Origin of the sequence: Silvibacterium bohemicum, assembly GCF_001006305.1 — a bacterium.
Lineage (GTDB): Bacteria > Acidobacteriota > Terriglobia > Terriglobales > Acidobacteriaceae > Silvibacterium > Silvibacterium bohemicum.
Map to the genome: position 1 here is coordinate 503580 of NZ_LBHJ01000003.1, position 16664 is coordinate 520243.

Annotated in this window: 10 protein-coding genes; 5 read left to right on the forward strand and 5 right to left on the reverse strand. The window is 56.0% G+C overall.

The features are described 5' to 3' along the window. Nucleotides 1-68 precede the first annotated feature (68 nt). Genes XX99_RS07670 through XX99_RS07680 form a run of 3 tightly spaced genes read right to left on the reverse strand, consistent with a single transcriptional unit; the run spans nt 69 to nt 3672 of the window. The gene (locus tag XX99_RS07670; RefSeq protein WP_231581190.1) at nt 69-1136 is read right to left on the reverse strand and encodes an ROK family protein; all 1068 of its coding nucleotides are present in this window, start codon (nt 1134-1136) and stop codon (nt 69-71) included. 24 nt (nt 1137-1160) lie between these two features. Further along, nucleotides 1161-2537, reverse strand: a complete 1377-nt coding sequence (locus XX99_RS07675) for a sugar porter family MFS transporter (protein WP_050059328.1) — start codon at nt 2535-2537, stop codon at nt 1161-1163. 31 nt (nt 2538-2568) lie between these two features. Continuing rightward, entirely contained in the window at nt 2569-3672 is a 1104-nt protein-coding gene (locus XX99_RS07680) for an SIS domain-containing protein (protein WP_050058789.1), read from the reverse strand. A gap of 329 nt (nt 3673-4001) precedes the next feature. On the opposite strand from XX99_RS07680, the gene XX99_RS07685 reads away from it, so the two are divergent. The 4 genes from XX99_RS07685 (at nt 4002) to XX99_RS07700 (ending at nt 9492) form a co-directional block, all read left to right on the forward strand. Then, the gene (locus tag XX99_RS07685) at nt 4002-5204 is read left to right on the forward strand and encodes an ROK family transcriptional regulator (RefSeq protein ID WP_050058790.1); all 1203 of its coding nucleotides are present in this window, start codon (nt 4002-4004) and stop codon (nt 5202-5204) included. A gap of 165 nt (nt 5205-5369) precedes the next feature. Continuing rightward, nucleotides 5370-6170: a sugar phosphate isomerase/epimerase family protein gene (locus tag XX99_RS07690; RefSeq protein WP_050058791.1), complete on the forward strand. Its 801-nt coding sequence runs from the start codon at nt 5370-5372 to the stop codon at nt 6168-6170. Nucleotides 6171-6204: 34 nt separating this feature from the next. Further along, entirely contained in the window at nt 6205-7341 is a 1137-nt protein-coding gene (locus tag XX99_RS07695) for a redoxin domain-containing protein (RefSeq protein WP_050058792.1), read from the forward strand. 138 nt (nt 7342-7479) lie between these two features. Further along, the gene (locus XX99_RS07700) at nt 7480-9492 is read left to right on the forward strand and encodes a beta-N-acetylhexosaminidase (RefSeq protein ID WP_050058793.1); all 2013 of its coding nucleotides are present in this window, start codon (nt 7480-7482) and stop codon (nt 9490-9492) included. Nucleotides 9493-9527: 35 nt separating this feature from the next. Here XX99_RS07700 and XX99_RS07705 read toward each other — a convergent pair whose 3' ends face one another. Both XX99_RS07705 and XX99_RS07710 read right to left on the reverse strand, forming a co-directional pair. Beyond that, a complete protein-coding gene (locus tag XX99_RS07705; protein ID WP_231581191.1) occupies nt 9528-10274 on the reverse strand; it encodes a ThuA domain-containing protein in 747 nt (248 codons plus the stop codon). 86 nt (nt 10275-10360) lie between these two features. Further along, nucleotides 10361-12784: a GH116 family glycosyl hydrolase gene (locus XX99_RS07710; protein ID WP_050058795.1), complete on the reverse strand. Its 2424-nt coding sequence runs from the start codon at nt 12782-12784 to the stop codon at nt 10361-10363. Between the two features lie 402 nt (nt 12785-13186). On the opposite strand from XX99_RS07710, the gene XX99_RS07715 reads away from it, so the two are divergent. Further along, entirely contained in the window at nt 13187-16612 is a 3426-nt protein-coding gene (locus XX99_RS07715) for a carboxypeptidase-like regulatory domain-containing protein (protein WP_050058796.1), read from the forward strand. The last annotated feature ends 52 nt before the right edge of the window (nt 16613-16664 follow it).

Sequence of the window (16664 nt, forward strand, 5' to 3'; positions counted from 1 at the left end):
CAGCGATGCGAAATGCGTCGCTGAGTTTTTTTGTTTTGCTCAGAAGAACGAGCACAGGCTAGCAATGCTTATTTCTTGACTGCCTCTTGATTTACGAAGGTCGCTGAGCGAGAACCGGCGAGGTCGAGCGCGAGACGAAGCGCGCCCATCAATTGTGCATCCGTTCCCAAGTCGCTGAGCGTCAGCTTTGGCTGGCTTCGCATCTTCAATTGTTCCAACATCGCCTGCGTGGCTCTGAGAAGGCCTGGATGAACACCCACTCCACCGCCAAGCACAAAAAGCGGGCAGTTCAGAACCAGAGTCACGTTATAAATGGCGCGTGACAGGATGCGCGCTGTCCGCTGAAGAATCGCTTGAGCCAATGCGTCGCCTGCATGGGCATGATCGAAGATCTGCGTCGCGGTAAGATCCTTCGGCAGGGAAGTCTTCTTGGCGCTCCAGAGAGTTTGCCACTGCTCTTTGATTCCTTCGCCGCCGATCAGGCTTTCGAGAGCTCCGGGTTCGCCGTGGTCGACTGCGTCATCCGCCGTATCGGGAACCAGCATGTAGCCGATCTCTCCCGCCGCCCAGGTCGTTCCGCGAAACGGGGAGCCGTTCAGCACGATGCTTGCGCCGACGCCGGTGCCGATCGCGAGGAATACAAAATCGCTGACGCCCTGAGCTGCGCCGGCCCAGCTTTCGCCAACGGCGGCGAGGTTCACATCATTGTCCACGATGGCCGGCGCGTTGAGAGCTTGCTCGAGCAGCATGCGCAGAGGAACGTTACGCCATCCCATCAAGTAAGAAGTCGCAATTACGATTCCCGCGTCGACATCGGTAATGCCGGGGGCGCCGGCGGCAACCGCCTTGAGCGTATGAGGTGGCGCAGAGACCTGCTGGAGAAGGTTTTCGACGCCGCCGCGGATGAGTTCGACGACAGCCTCCGCATTGCGAACTCCCGCAGTCGAGGAACTCCACTTTGCCGCGATCGCGCCCGTGAGGTCGGCAAGCGCCAGACGCAGGTTCGTGGCTCCGATATCGATTCCCACGACATAATCGATATCTGCGGTGGCGATCGAATCCCGTTGAGCAGCGTGGTTATTGGGGGGCATCTGTTGCGTCATTCCTGAAGTTGCCTCGTCTTGTGGGTTTTGCATGTTAGGTTTTTCTCGCCTGTTCACTTATGACGCAGCTGCCCTGTTTTCCGCGCTGATGCTTTCCAGGTCGCGGCCTTTGGTTTCCGGAACGACGAATCGCACGAAAAGCAGCGTCACAATACAAAATGCGGCATAAAGAAGGAACGTGAATGTATTGCCCGCTGCTTTGATGAGTGAAAGAAACGTGAGCGATACAAGGAAATTAGATGCTCCGGAGCCGAGGGAGGCGGCAGCCACGCCGCGGCCGCGCAGTTGCAGCGGAAAGACCTCGGAAACCAGTATCCACGCGATGGGGCCCATGCTAAAGGCGAAGCATGTGATGTAAACCATCAGGCAGACGGTCGCAATCACGCCGGGCGCGGCTCCGAATGCTGCCGGGTTGTGGAACGAATATGCCAGCAAAAGCAGCGAAGCGGTCATGCCACTAATACCCGCATAGAGCAGCGGCTTGCGGCCTACGCGGTCGACGAGCACTAAAGCAATGATGGTGGCCAATACGTTGGTGATGGCCACTAATAAAGTCGCAAAGATGGCACTCCGATTCGAGGTGATGCCCGCGAGCGAAAATATCTGTGGTCCGTAATAGATGATGGTGTTGATGCCGGTGACTTGCTGCAGAACCGTGAATCCGACCGCGATCAGCAAGGAATAGCGGACCGCAGGACTCCAGAGTGCGCTCCAACGCTTTTCGATCTTGATCTGCAACGCGGAACGAATGTCTTCGATCAGTAACTGGGCGCCGGTTTCATCCGTATAGATTTTGAGCACAGATTGCGCTTCGGAGATTCGGTTTTGAGCGAAGAGCCACCGTGGGCTCTCGGGAAGCGTGAGCAGCAGGATGACGAAGAGCGCCGCGGGTATGGCTCCAAGGCCGAACATCAGCCGCCATCCATGCTGCGGAGCCAGCCAATAACCTACGAGATCGGCCAGAGCGATGCCCACCGTGAGCGCGAATTGGTACAGGCCGATGAGCGTTCCGCGCGATCGCGGCGGAGCAAGCTCAGAAACGTAGACAGGCGCGGTGACCGAGGTGAAGCCGATGGCAATGCCAAGCAGCCCGCGCGCGAGGATGAGTGTGATCGCGTTCGGCGATGCAGGTGCAAGCAGCGAGCCGATCAGAAAAATGACTCCGCCCCAGAGCAGTGTGGAGCGCCTGCCGATGCGGTCTGCGATTGCTCCGCCGGCCAGAGCTCCGGACATGGCGCCGACAAGCACCACGCTCACCACTACTTCTTCCATGCGTGTGGACAGAGCAAAGGATTCGCGAACGAAAATCAACGCCGCGGCGATGACCCCCATGTCGAAGCCATAGAGAATGCCTCCCAGCCCGGCAATGAACGAGACCTTCCAGATAAAGCTCTGCCGGACCTGTGTTTGTGGAACCGTTTTTGTATCGGACAAGGTTTCCTCTCGACGAACAAGCGTCCTCATACTACTGTTCCATCACACCGTATTGAAACCTGGGGGGAAGCCTGCAACCCGTTCGTTCGACCATGCCGAGGGTGAGCGCCTGAGGAACCAGCAGAGAAGTGATGCCCTCCCATGGCTCGGGGACAGCGTCGATCCGCATTGGAAATAGCTTGTCCGTCGCCGGATGATCTTCGTTTGCCACTAGCACTACCTTGCCGCCGCGACGGTTGCACTCTGCCGCCAGCTTGACTCCAAGATCTGCAGCTCGTCCCAGCGCGAAGATGATGGCGACATGCGATGCGTCGACGTCAAGGTTGGGGCCGTGCTTGAAACCCGCGCCGGTATGAGGTGCAGCGCGGTAGCCGCTCATTTCGCGAATGCAGAGAGCGCTCATGAAGGCTCCGCCATAAGCCGCACCGCGGCCGACTATCTCTATATTGGCCGCTCCTCGGCAGAAAGCTTCGAGCTCGCTACGCTGCGCAAATATCGGATCGAGATTGGCCTCGAAGGCATCGGCAGTGCGCTCGGCATCGTCTTCCCAGGGAAGGCTGAGCATCTCCGACGCGAGAATGATGGAAGCCGCCGTGGCGTTGGTATAGGTCTTCGTCGCGTTCCCATACTCAGGACCCGCGAGGATGGGCAGCTTATTTTTCGCGAGCTTCCAGCAGGTGCTTTCCGGGTTGTTGCAGATGAGGCCGAGCTTGCTTTCGCTTTCCGACTTGAACAGCTCCACCAGTTCAGCGCTCTCGCCTGAGGTCGTAAGAAGCACGGATAGCACCGGATCGCTCCAGACCGGCCGGCCGTAGTGTAGCCACTCGCCGGCATCGACCGAAAACGCGAGCCTTCCGTGAGTCTGAAGGAGAATCGAGCCTCCGAACGACGAGCAGTAGGACGCTCCCATGCCGATGAAAAGGATTGGGTCCGGCTTTGCTGCCAGCTCGCGAAACTTCTTCAACTCGGCTCGCAGGCTGGGATCGGTACGGTAGGCGAGAATCAGGTCACGAAGACGCTTCGGCTGTTCCCGGCATTCGATCTCCAGTATCTGAGTGCCGTTTGCCGCGAGCAGTTCCTTCGAAGGCTCGACGCCGGCAATCCAGCGCGGCTTTCCTTGACCCTGTTCTCCCATTCCGTTCCTCGATCTGAAAATATGGTGCGACTGCATCAGCCTCTTTTGCCTCCCGCGCTGATAACAGCCGGGAAAGCCCGATCGTCCCCGCCACAGGTAAGTGGCACAACAAAAAACTGAGGGCAGCGACGGAGGTGCTGCAAGCTGTTTCCAACGCAGCTTGACCATACTTCCTAATGATTCTTTAGTATCCCCGGTGTGAAGAGATAAAGCAAGGATATCTTTGCGTTAGGAGCCTGCTTCCGGAGCCAATGGTGCCATAATTCAAGGTGACTGTGCCGTAAGGTTGGCATATAGTAACCGTGAAATCCATCATTGTCTGGAACTAAGTGAAGAAAAAGCCGATTTCCATTGGAAGGCCCTCGGTTCTGCGCCACACGAATGCGCATAACATCCTCAAGCTTCTGCGCGAATGTGGTTCGTGCTCAAGGGCGGACCTGGTTCGCGCATCGAGCCTGAGCGCGCCGACAATTACCAACGTGATCAAAGACCTCCTCTCCGAGGGGCTGGTCGAACCGCTGGGAGAGGGAGAATCCAGCGGGGGACGGCCGCCGGATATGATCCGCTTCAACGCGGAGCGAGGCTGCCTGTTGGCGATAGAAATCTCTGCGGAAAGCATCTCGTTTCTTCTCACCGACCTTAACGGGAGCGAACTCGATGCCGAGAAGGTCACGCTGGTAAAGCGAAAGACGACGCCTGACGCGATCTGCTCCTATGTTGTGGACGAGGTGAAGGCTCTGCTGAAGAAGCAGAAGAAGACGCGCGAGCAACTGCTGGCGATCGTCGTGGGCGTCCCCGCAATCACCAATGTTGAAGATGGCAATGTGCTGGCCATCAGTACTTTGGAGGGGTGGCGCTCTGTTCCCTTGCGATCCATGCTTAGCAAAATGGTCAATTGCCTCGTGATTGTCGAGAACGATATGAACCTGGCCGCACAGGGCGAACAATATTGCGGCGCCGCGCAGTCCGAAAAGGATTTCGTCTTCATTAACATCGGCACGAATGTGGGCGCGGGGGTTTTTTTGGCTGGCAGGATTCACCACGGCTCGCAGTGGTCCGCCGGAGAGATCGCCTATCTTCGTCTGCCATCAATCTCGCGTAGACAACCGACCATCCACGAATTTGGCGAGCTTGAAACTGTACTCACAAGTTCGGGGATTCTCAAAAGCTGGCACGAGGAATGCGGAAAGGCCGCGCGGGCGGGAAGGGAAATGGATGCTGTGGGAATTCTCAACCTGGCTCAGGCAGGAGACCCGCGTGCGGAAAAGATCGTGCGCCATCGGGCGGAGATAGTGGCGGACATCGTCGTCAATTTATCCCTCATCCTCAATCCCGGCCTGATCCTTCTTGGCGGCGAGGTCGGCAGCCATCCTGTATTGATCGACTTCGTGCGGAAACAGCTTGAAGGAGACGAGTTTGCCGTGACGAAAGTCAGTTCCAGTGCGCCGGGAAATCGTGCCGTGCTATGGGGCGGGATTTCGCTCGCATTGGAAGCGCTGCCCGGTGTTCTGCTCCCTCAGCCTTCGCTGTGAAATTAGGACGCGGCCCGGGAATTTCGCGCTTCTCAGCAAAGGCCGCCGGTTTTTCTCCTCATCGGGCATTCTTGACAGCGTGTTTTCTATTGTGGTCCACTTAGTCGCAATGGCGACTTTGTTAGAGAACGTTATAAACGGTTACACACCTGCAGCGAGACGCCCATGACGAGCCGCCGGAATTTCATCAAAATTGCCGCAGCGAGCGGATTGGCCTGCGCTGCCCCTCAGCTTCTTGCCTCCAATCGGCTCAATATAGGAATAGGCACCTATAGTTATCACGGCCTCTCGGTCGAAGACATGATTGTCCAGCTGAATGCTCTGCGCATTCGAGAGATCGAGATGTCGCGCGGTGAGTTCATGCTGATGAACCATCCCTCGCCCGAATTATTCAGCGCTACGAGAGAGAAGCTCGACCGCGCGGGGATACGGTGTGTGTCCTACTATTCCGCCACAATGAATGATGGCCAGGATATCGAGCGCGCCATCCACTTCGCCAAGCTGCTGGGCTGCGCGAACATCACCGGCGATGCGCCCGCACCCGTTCTGAAACAAATCGACGAGCGGCTGACGAAGGCAGGGTTGACCTTCGGGCTGCACAATCACTTCTTTCCGAAAATCAGGTTCGCTTATGAAAGTCCCGACGAGGTTTGGAATGCAATTTCGGGCCTCTCAAAGACAATGGGAGCCACTGCCGATACCGGCCAGTTTGCAATTTGCGGATACGATCCCGTCGATGCCATTCGCAAGCTTGCGCCTCGCCTGCGACTGGTGCATCTGAAGGACGTCAAAGCGAAAGATGACGAAGAGAATGTTCTTCTGGGAACAGGGATCGCGCGAATTCCCGCGGTGATGGATGAACTGCATCGCCAAAATTTTGCCGGTCTGGTTGCGATTGAATACGAGCAGGAAAATGACGTCGAGGACATGGTCAAGCAGGTTGCTTTCGCGAGAAAACTCGCGTAGCTGCGACCCTTAGAATGCCTTGCTGGAGAGAATAATGCGGAAAATATTTACGTTAGCTCTGATCTCGCTGGTGTCCCTGGCGCTCCATGGACAAACCTCGCATCCCATCCTCGCCGTCGGTGCTCCGGCTCCGGATTTCTCTCTGCCGGGCGTCGATGGAAAGACCCACAAGTTGAGCGACTACACGAGCAGCCCGGTCCTTGCTGTCGTCTTCACGTGCGATCATTGCCCGATCGCCCAGATGTACGAGAACCGCATCGAGAAGCTCTATCAGGATTACAAAGATCGCGGCGTGGCGGTTATCGCGATTCAGGGCAACGATCCCAAGGCGACCACCATCGATGAGCTCGATTCGTCCGATATCGGCGATACTTTGGCGGAGATGAAGATCCGAGTGCAGTACAAGCATATTCATTATCCCTATCTCTATGACGGTGAGACCCAGTCTGTGACGCAGGCCTATGGCCCACAGGCTACACCGCACGTTTTCATCTTTGATAAGGAGCGCCATCTCCGTTATCAGGGACGCTTCGATAACAGCTATCGCATCGAAAAGGTCGCGACCAGCGACGCGCGCAATGCGATCGATGCCCTTCTCGCGAATAAGCAGGTTCCGGTTACCCATACGGCGGTCTTCGGTTGCTCGACAAAATGGAAAGAGAAAGAGGCGCTGCGCGTGGCGTCCGAGCAGAAGCTGGAAGGGGAGCCTGTCAGTGTGAACCCGGTAGATGCAGCGGGGCTCAAGAAACTGCGCGCCAACACCGGCGATAACTACACCCTCGTGACCTTTTGGGCTACCTGGTGCACTTCCTGCATCGCCGAATTCTCAGACTTGCAGGACACGTATCGGATGTATAGCGATCGCGGCTTCAAACTGGTGACGGTATCGGTGAACACTCCCGATGAAAAGCCTAGCGTGCTCCGGCTACTGAATAAAAAACATGCCACCAGCACCAATCTGATGTTCTCGTCAGAAGACACGGCGGGTCTGCAAGCAGCGTTCGATCCGAAGTGGCAGTCGGCGGTGCCCTATTCCGTGTTGCTCGGACCAAATGGCAAAGTACTTTACAGCACGCTCGGCTCGGTGGATGTACTGCAGCTGCGCAGGACGCTTTTGGCGGCAATGCCATCGGACTATATCGGCTTCAACAAGTATTGGGCAGGACAGTAGAAATTTCTTCCGATAAGTCGACCTAGGTTTAAATTCAATCGATGGGCTGGCTCTGCATTGGGGTCAGCCCATTTCTTTAAGTTGTCAATTCGGATTTCATAGGATGAAGCCTTGAGTGTTTACCAGGGAATAAGGCAATTGAAGGTTGCTGCTCTTCTGCTTTGCAGCGTGTTGCCGTGCAGCGCTGCAGAGCTGAACCTCATGCCGTGGCCTTCGCAATTAACGCAGCAGGACGGTTTTCTTGCTCTGGACCATACTCCGCATTTTGACGTTGTCGGCGAAGACGAGCGGATCGATCATGCACTGACGCGCTTCGTGCACGATCTTTCTTCGCGCACCGGCGCTCCTTTTGATCGCCACTTTCCAGGACAACCGGATGGCCCGCAGTTCATCATCCACTGCGCCGGTCATGGTCTCCGCGTTCAAGCGCTCGAAGAGGATGAAAGCTACCACCTGATCGTCAGCCAAACAGGTATCGAGCTGACTGCGGCGAACCCTATGGGGATCATGCATGGGTTGCAGACGGTGTTGCAGCTTGTGCAGCCGGGCCCTCGTGGCTGGGTCATCCCCAATGTGCGCATCGACGACACTCCTCGTTTCGCCTGGCGCGGGCTCATGATTGATGTGTCGCGTCACTTTATTCCGCTTGAAAATATCGAGCGAAATATTGATGGCATGGCAGCGGTCAAGTTAAACGTTCTTCACGTTCACTTGTCGGACGATGAGGGGTTTCGAGTAGAAAGTAAGCGCTGCCCAAAGCTGACTCAGCTCGCTTCCGATGGACTTTTCTATACACAAGACCAGGTGCGTGAACTGCTCGCGTATGCGCGTGATCGCGGCGTGCGCGTCGTCCCGGAGTTCGATGTCCCCGGTCACGCGGTAAGTTGGCTTGTCGCCTATCCGCAGTTGGCATCGGGTCCCGCTCCTCAGGGGCTTGTCCGATCGGAGCATGACCAGGTTCGTCCGCCGCTCGATCCCACGCAAGAGGCAACCTACAAGCTGATCGATACCGCCTTCGGAGAGATGGAGAAGCTATTTCCCGATCAGTATTTTCATATCGGCGGCGACGAAGTAGACGGCAAGTATTGGGACAAGGATGAGCGCATTCAGGCGTGGATGCGCGCACATCAGATCAAGGACAATCACGCTCTGCAGACATACTTCACCAAGCGTGTACGTGAGATCGTCCACAAGCATGGCAAAGATATGGAAGGGTGGGATGAAATTCTCGACGGAGACTTGCCGAAGGACTCGCTCATCCAGTCCTGGCGCGGCGCGGACTCTCTGGCGAATGCCGCCAGGATGGGTTACAAGACCGTGTTGTCGGCAGGCTATTATCTCGACCTGATGTATCCCGCGTCACAGCATTACGCTGTGGATCCGACAGCGGGCGAGAGCGCGTCGCTTTCAGCGGAACAGAAGTCGAACATCATCGGCGGAGAAGCCGCGCAGTGGTCGGAGTATGTGACGCCGGAAAATCTCGACAACCGGCTATGGCCGCGGCTTGGAGCTGTTGCCGAACGGCTGTGGTCTCCCCAGTCAGTGACCGACGTGGATTCTATGTATCGCCGGCTCGCGGTTCTGAGCCGAAACCTCGAGTGGCTCGGTCTCGAACATCGCATCAGCAGTCAAAGAATGCTCGGCCGCATCGCGGGCGATGACATGCCGCCGGAATTGCTGAATACGCTGGCGATGGCGGTCGAGCCCGTCAAAGAATATGATCGCGAAAAGACTCAGGTATACGACGGAGAAGCCCCGTTGAATCATCTTGTGGATGCCATCTCTCCGGAGAGCGATCAGGCGCGGCATATCAATGCACTCGCACAGCTGGCTGCGCATGATGCGCCGGCGCGCGCGGAGCTGCGGACCTACTTCATCAAGTGGCGCGACAACGATGCGCCGCTCGAGCCTTATCTCGCGACATCGATGCTGCGGGAGCCGCTCGTTCCGTTATCCAAGAGCCTGTCGACGCTGGGTGTTCTTGGACTGGCTGCGCTGGATGCGATTGAAACAGCCAAGCCCGTCACTCAGGAAGAGCGCAAAGAACAGCTCGCCAGGGTGGAGGAGAATGCGGCGCCCCATGCCGAGATGTTCCTCGTAATTGCGCCTGCTGTACGCACGCTTGTTCAAGCCGAATTTGGAGCAAAGTAAAAATCTTCAGTGGGAACGGCAGGTACGTCGTCGGTTCATTGAGACTGACCTGCCGCCCAGAAGATCGAGTTCTTAAAGATCGTTGTAAAAGCGGGATTCTGAAATAGGTCCGGATGGTGGCCCATAAAGATGTAGATATTCCGGGCCTTGAGGTGTTCGTTTGTCCAGATCACCGGATGGTCGCCCATCTTCGTCTTTGTGTCAGGCGAATAACTGTCTTCATTCACGCTGGCCAGTACATGAACATTTGGGCGCGGCGACTTGTCCCACGTATACCATTCCTCTTGTTTGACGTGAAAAGAAGCGGCAACGCCTTTCATCGCCGGATGCGAAGCATCTTCGACCGTCACTGTTCCATCGGCGAAGGTCGGGATATATCCCGTAAAGCGGATTCCACCCATGAAGTTCGAGAACCACGGCCACATCGGAAAACCATCAAACTCACCGAGCAGTGTGGCGTGATGGAAGCCAATCCACCCACCTTTGCCTTCTTCGATGTACTTGACGAAGGCCGCCTTTGCCACCGGCGTCCAGTTGTACGGCGGGTAATTGAGCTGGATGAAGAGCTGATGCTTGGATAGATAGGCTTCATCGATTGGGTCGGTGTTCTCGATGTAATCGATGGAGAAATGTTGTTCTGCCGCAAGGTTGTTCAGCCATATCTTGGCGGCATCGACGAATGGCTGGTGGATTCCGCCCTTTTCAGCGAGCGCAACAACCCTGAACTTCGGGGCTTGATCTTCGGCAGGAGCAGCAAGAGCAGCATGCAAGCCGAAGATCAAGAAAGCGAAGGACCATAGAATTCGATTTTTCATGGAGCGTACGTGGGATCTCTGTTGCATGGTTGCGCGAGCCTCGTATTCGTGACTTATTTCGTTGGCGGCGGCGTCATCTCTAGCGCCCAGACAGCAGTGGGGCGCATGTACATACCGGCTCTGAAATTCCCCGTAATGTCCCATGCCTCAGGTGTGCGGAACCAGTAGCCTTTCGTCTCGTAAATCACATGATAGAGTCCCCAGGTGGTCTTCCAGGCTTCGTCTTTCATGCCCTCACTTATCAGAAGCCCCGCATAGCCGAGCGTAGTACCTACCCACACCTCTTTCGCTTCGGCATTCGTGAGAATTTCTCCGCCTTCGGTCATGCCGTTGACCGCACCCATCTGTCCATCGCCAAACTTCATTACGTTGAAGTTGAAGATCGTCTTCGCCGTCTCGATCTGCATCTCGCGCGGCACGATATCCCCCAGGCCGGTGAGGTTCGCGTACCACTGACCGGCGAGCTGGTCGGTCTGGATATCATTTCTCGAATCAGTGCTTGTGTCGTAGCGGAAGTATTTCCCGTTCCACAGTTGGGATATGTAGGTCTTCTGCCCCTTTAGAAAGAGCGCGTGATATTCATCGACCGCCTTCCTGTCGCCGAGGATGCGCGCGGTCTCTTCGGTGGCGCGCAGGGCAGCCAGCCACAGGCCTCCCGAATATGCGCTTACGCCGTGGACGACCCAATCGTCATAAGTCTGGTCAGGATAGTCGCTGTTTTCTGGAACCCCTCCGCCATGATCGAACTGGCGAAGATATTCGATTGCGTCTTTCACCGCCGGCCAAGTCTCGCGAAGAAATGCTGTGTCCTTACGGCCAGTCAAGACATAGTCTCGATAGACCATGAGCACGAACTTGGAGTTGAGATCCTTCCAGTTATTGGTGTCCTGCCATCCTGGTTCGTTCACCGCGATGAACGGATCGCCCTCCGGAACGCCGAGGTCGTGCGGCACCGCGCCAATCTTCTTGCGTTTATGTGTTACGGGCTCGTCGAGGATTTGGCTCTTCCATACCCAAAGCCCCAGTTCGGGCCATTCCTTCGGCACGGTATCGGCGAACTCCCTCAGTACTTGTTTATCGATGTCAGGCCAGAATTTCAAGAGAGGGAGCGATGCATAGAAGCGGACGTCGAGCGTGCCATAGTAGGCGTAGTCGAAGCACTCAAGCAGAGCAAACGACGTGGGTCCTTTGAGATCCGCGCCAGCCTGACGGCCCCAAAAGGTTCCGCCATCGGTGAGCGCATAGAGCTCGTTGAACAGCATGCCGCGATACCAGAGCGGCTTGCTTTCGTCGTTGACGTATGGCGCCTGCCACTTATCGATGGCATCGCTCCACGCAGAGGCTTGCGTCAGACCGTCGCGCGCGATCTTCCACGCATTCTTTCCTGACGTGCCATAGAAGTCGGTATATTTACGATCCCACTTTCTTCCTTCGCCGAATTGAACCACGGGAAAGTCCCATGAAAGTACCATGGGCACAATCTTTTTCTCTCCCGGCTTGAGCGTGAAACGCAGAGCAATCGCGCCGGCCAGCCTTTCCTTGTCGCTGACCCAGGATTTCGTGTCGTTCGTCAGCCTGCCGTCCTTGGAGAACGGCGCCCACACAGCCTTGCCATCTCCGGATGCCTGATAGGTGGTCTGGTAGGTGACTTCAACGCCGGGCGACTCGAGAGCGGCGATGGCAAACTGGCCATCCCATTCATTGGGTGAGGCACCGGAACGGCTTCTGTCGAAGACAATGCCTTTCATGGTTCCAGCATCGCCGACTTTTTCGCTTACGTAATTATTGTAGTTTCCCTGGCTCGGAGCACCGTCGAAATCGCGCGTGAAGGTGCGGAACCAACCCGACATATTTGTCCATGAGAGAAGCACCGATACGACGACGGTCTTATTGGTAGGGTTCTCGGCGTGCCAGCGGTAGACGGCGACGGGATAACTTGATTCGCGATAGTTTCCTGGAAGTACCGGCGAGTACTGTTCCAGCGTGACGTGCGCGGGAAATTTATCCCACTTATAGTCGAACCACGCTTTTGGAAAAAGCGCATAGTAATTGCCCGCGCCCACAGGATAGTCCCATTGCCAGCTCGATAGTTGGCCACCAGTCGGATGACCGTTCATCAGCGCCTGCGCCGTACCGTGAGCGTCTCCCTCGGACTGCTGGAACATGGCGAACTGGTTCGCATACACCGGCTCATATTTATGGACACCTGCCTTCATGTGCCAGCGTGCAAAGTCGCCGCGATAGCTGCGGGAGAATGTTCCGGCGCCGAAGCCGCCTACCGGAACTCCCTGCCAGTAGCCGTCATCGATATCTCCGGATTTGAGCGTCACTCCCGGGTTCGCGAGGGGAAGTCCCAGCGGGCGCTCCCATGCCGCTTTCGGGATGCCGTCCGCGCCCCAGGCAGGGGAAACGGTTGAAAGGCCAAGCGCGAACGCCACAACATGGAATGCAAAGACAGAGATGAACTTTAGCTTCACGGGACTCTCAATCTACTTAAGATTTGACACGTATAAGGATGCGCAGAAGCCTGTTTGTGACCGCGGGTGCACTCGGTTCATGCCGTGCCGACGGCTCAATGATGACATGGCCAAGTTTTCTGGAGGGAAGTATTCTTTTGCGTCCGCCCAAGAAAAAGCTTGCCAAGGCTTCGTCATTCACGGTACATACTAATGAATCGTTACGAAGGATGTCACGTCTTCTTTCGCTCCCTCCAGATTCCCCAGGCTTTCGGCACGGTTTCGGAAAAAGCGGGTCATCCATAGAACATCTCCTGACAGGTTGGCATTTTCGCCGGAAACGTTAGCGGAACAGGAAGAGACGATCGGTAAGACGAACAAGGATTTGAAGAAGGGCTTTTTATTCGGGAGAGGCTATTGAATATGTTCGGAAAGCGAAATGGCTGGGGATTTACTCTTTGTCTTTTGCTGTGTGCCAGTGCGATTGCGAATGCGCAAAGCACGTCCACAGGTGATATCCGCGGAACGGTAACCGATTCCTCGGGAGCTGTTATCCCCGGCGCCACGGTCACGGTTGTGAACATCGAGACCGGCGAGAAAAAGGTCTTCACGACCAACAAAAGCGGTCTCTATGACACGATTTCAACACCAAACGGACAATACACGGTGACCATTGCCGCGCCCGGATTTGAAGGCCTTGTGCTCGGCCCCATCACGCTGGACATCGGCATCATTACTTTGAACGGCCATATGAAGGTGGGCAGTACACAGCAGCAGGTTGTGGTTACTGCTGACACTGCTGCGCTACTCCGCACAGAAAGCGGCGAGCAGTCGACAACTCTCGATGAGAAGACCATGGAGCAATTGCCGCAGGTCGGTCAGGACTGGGCGAACTTCACCATCCTGCTGCCCGGCAGCGCCGGAGCGTCTTCCGCAAATGGCGTGACAAATCCGGGAGCAGCAGTTTCGCTCAATGGCAGCATGCCTTACAGCGGCAACTTCCTGTCGGACGGCGGCTCGGTCACCAACCCGCATAGCGCCGACGTTGAGACCGATACCTTCGACACGGTTTCCGAAGTGGAGATCGATGACTCGAACTTCTCCGCACAGTACGGCATCGGCGGCGTGGTCTTTAACCAGGTGACCAAGGGCGGCACCAACCGCTTTCATGGTTCTGCCTACGAGCACTTCCAGAATGACGCTCTGGACGCGAGAAGCTATTTCAACGCACCCGACCAGCATATTCCGGAGTTGAAGTTCAATCAGTTTGGTGGCTCCATCGGCGGTCCGATCTGGAAGAACAAGATGTTCTTCTTCTTCAACTACGACAAAACCATCGATAACAGCTCCTACAGCGGCTTCACCTCCATGCCGACGAATCAGTTGAAAGGCGTCAACACGCCGAACGGCCAATTCGATCTGACACAGCTAATGCCGTTGGATGGCAACGGCAACAGGATTCCAGTAACCGACGGCAACGGCAACAACGTCATCAATCCCTGCACGAACACGGCTGTGTATCAAGGAGAGATCTTCGATCCTCAAACCCAGACCACAGTCAACGGCCAGATGTGCCGCTATCCGTTCGCGACGGACAATGTGATCCCGGGAAACAGAGTCGACTCTGTCGCCAGAAATCTCCTCCCGTACTTTCAGCAGCCCAACCAGAACACCAGCCAGGGCATCAACGGCGACTACTACTATGTGGTTCCAACTCCTTCCCCCTCCACCCGCATCTTCGGCAGGATCGACTACGACTTCAACAGCAAGAATCGCCTGACTTCATCGATTGCCGTCAGAGACGCAAATTCTCCTGTCTACTCGGAGTGGTCTACCCCGGTTGCGTCCTATCACGACGACACCTCGGACTACTCAAGCCAGACCTCCGATGTTTGGTCTTATAGCTCCACGCTTGTGAATGAAGCTCGCTTTAGCTTCAATCGTCAGGGCAGCTTCCTGATCCCGTTTTCGCTGAACTTAGGTATTCCGGCAGCGATCGGCTTGCAATATGCGAAGGCGGATGTCTTTCCCAACATCAGTATTACCGGAAACATCTGCTGCGATTCGCCCTATGCCGGCACCAATACGATCTATGTGCAGAATGTCTATCAGCCGTCGGATGTTGTGACTCTCATTCGCGGTAAGCATATTCTGCACTTCGGTGGCGAGCTCATCATGTTGGAAGACAACTCCACCAACTGGGGTAACGTCGACGCTGGAGACTTTAATTTCTCAGGTCAATACACGCAGGCGAGCTTGGCTGCATCGGGAAGCGGTGCTGGCTGGGCCGATTTCCTGCTCGGTAACGTACAGAGCTGGGGCGCGACCAATTCGCCTCTCTTCGGCGGACGCCAGAAGAGCCCGCAGATGTTTGTTCAGGACGACATCAAGCTTCGTTCGAACCTTACAGTCAACCTTGGTCTTCGCTATCAAATCCAGAGGGGCTGGAGCGAAGTTCACAACCGCATCGGTGACTTCGATCCAACCATCTTCAACACTGTCTCCGGCAACAACGGCGCGATGTGGTTTGCTCCTGCGAATCATCGCACCCAGGCGCAAGCCAATGTTTATACCGGCTTTCTGCCACGTATAGGCTTTGCTTACACCCTTCATACCAACACCGTGGTTCGCGGCGGATGGGGCATGTATACCACTCCCTGGAGCGTCGACCAATACGGAAACGCAAAGGGCGTCGGATACAGCCAATCGGGTAGCGCTCAGGACCAGACGAACGGTGTCACTCCGCTCACAACACTTTCCGGCCCTGGCGTCTTCTTAGGCACGAATACTCCGCTGCCGTACGTCAACGCGTCCACGTCACCAACCGCATACAACGGCCAGAATGCGCCGAATTACGATCCTTACCACACGCCGCTGACCTTCCTGTACTCATGGTCGCTGAGTGTGCAGCATGAATTCACTCACGGCATCACGTCGGAGATTGCTTACGTTGGCAAGCACGGCGCGAATATGCAGTTCAAGGCCGACATCAACCAGGTCCCGGTGCAAAACCTATCGCCGACTGACGACCCCACTGGGCGGCCCTATCCGCAATTCGAGTCCATCGGCGGAAGTACTTTCAACGGTGTATCGAACTACAACTCGCTCCAGGCGCAAATACACAAACGGCTTTCAAGTGGTATCGCCTTCGGCAGTGCCTTCACTTACTCCAAGTTCCTGGACGACATGGACGTCTCGCCCTTCAACGGACAAGGCGGCACGATCAACTTCCAGAATGCTCACGATCCCGCAAGCAACTACGCACCATCGAACTTCGACATTCGTACTTCGCTGAAGAGCAGCGTCGTATACGAGCTGCCGTTCGGGAGAGGGCGCACCTGGTTGAACAAAAACCGCTTCTTAGATGAGGCAGTCGGCGGATGGCAGGTTTCGGCGATCGTGATCAATCAAACTGGAAATCCATTCACGATCAACTACAACGGCGCCAACAACTCTTATTCGCAGGCAGGCAGCTGGTATCCCAACGTCCTGCGTCCTGCACAAAAGGGCATCAAGAAGAGTCTTAATGAGTGGTACGATCCGACTGCGTATATCGTGGCGGCGAATGGAACCTTCGGCGACTCCCGGCGTAACTCGCTACGCGCGGCGGGAATCGATACGACCAATCTTTCCTTGGGAAAGACATTCAACTTCGGCGAAGGCATTGGTTTGCAGATCCGTGCCGACGCCAGCAACGTATTCAATCATCCGGATTTCGATGCGCCGGATGGCAACTTTAACGATCCTGTGAACCTGTCTAATCCAGGCAGGCCACAGGGTGCAGGAACCATCAGCGGCACCACCGTAGGCGGCCGTAATATGCAACTCAGCGCACGTATCGCGTTTTAAGGAGCCTCCTGGCCTGAAGGGCGACAGTTTCGGCTGTCGTCCTTCAGGTTTC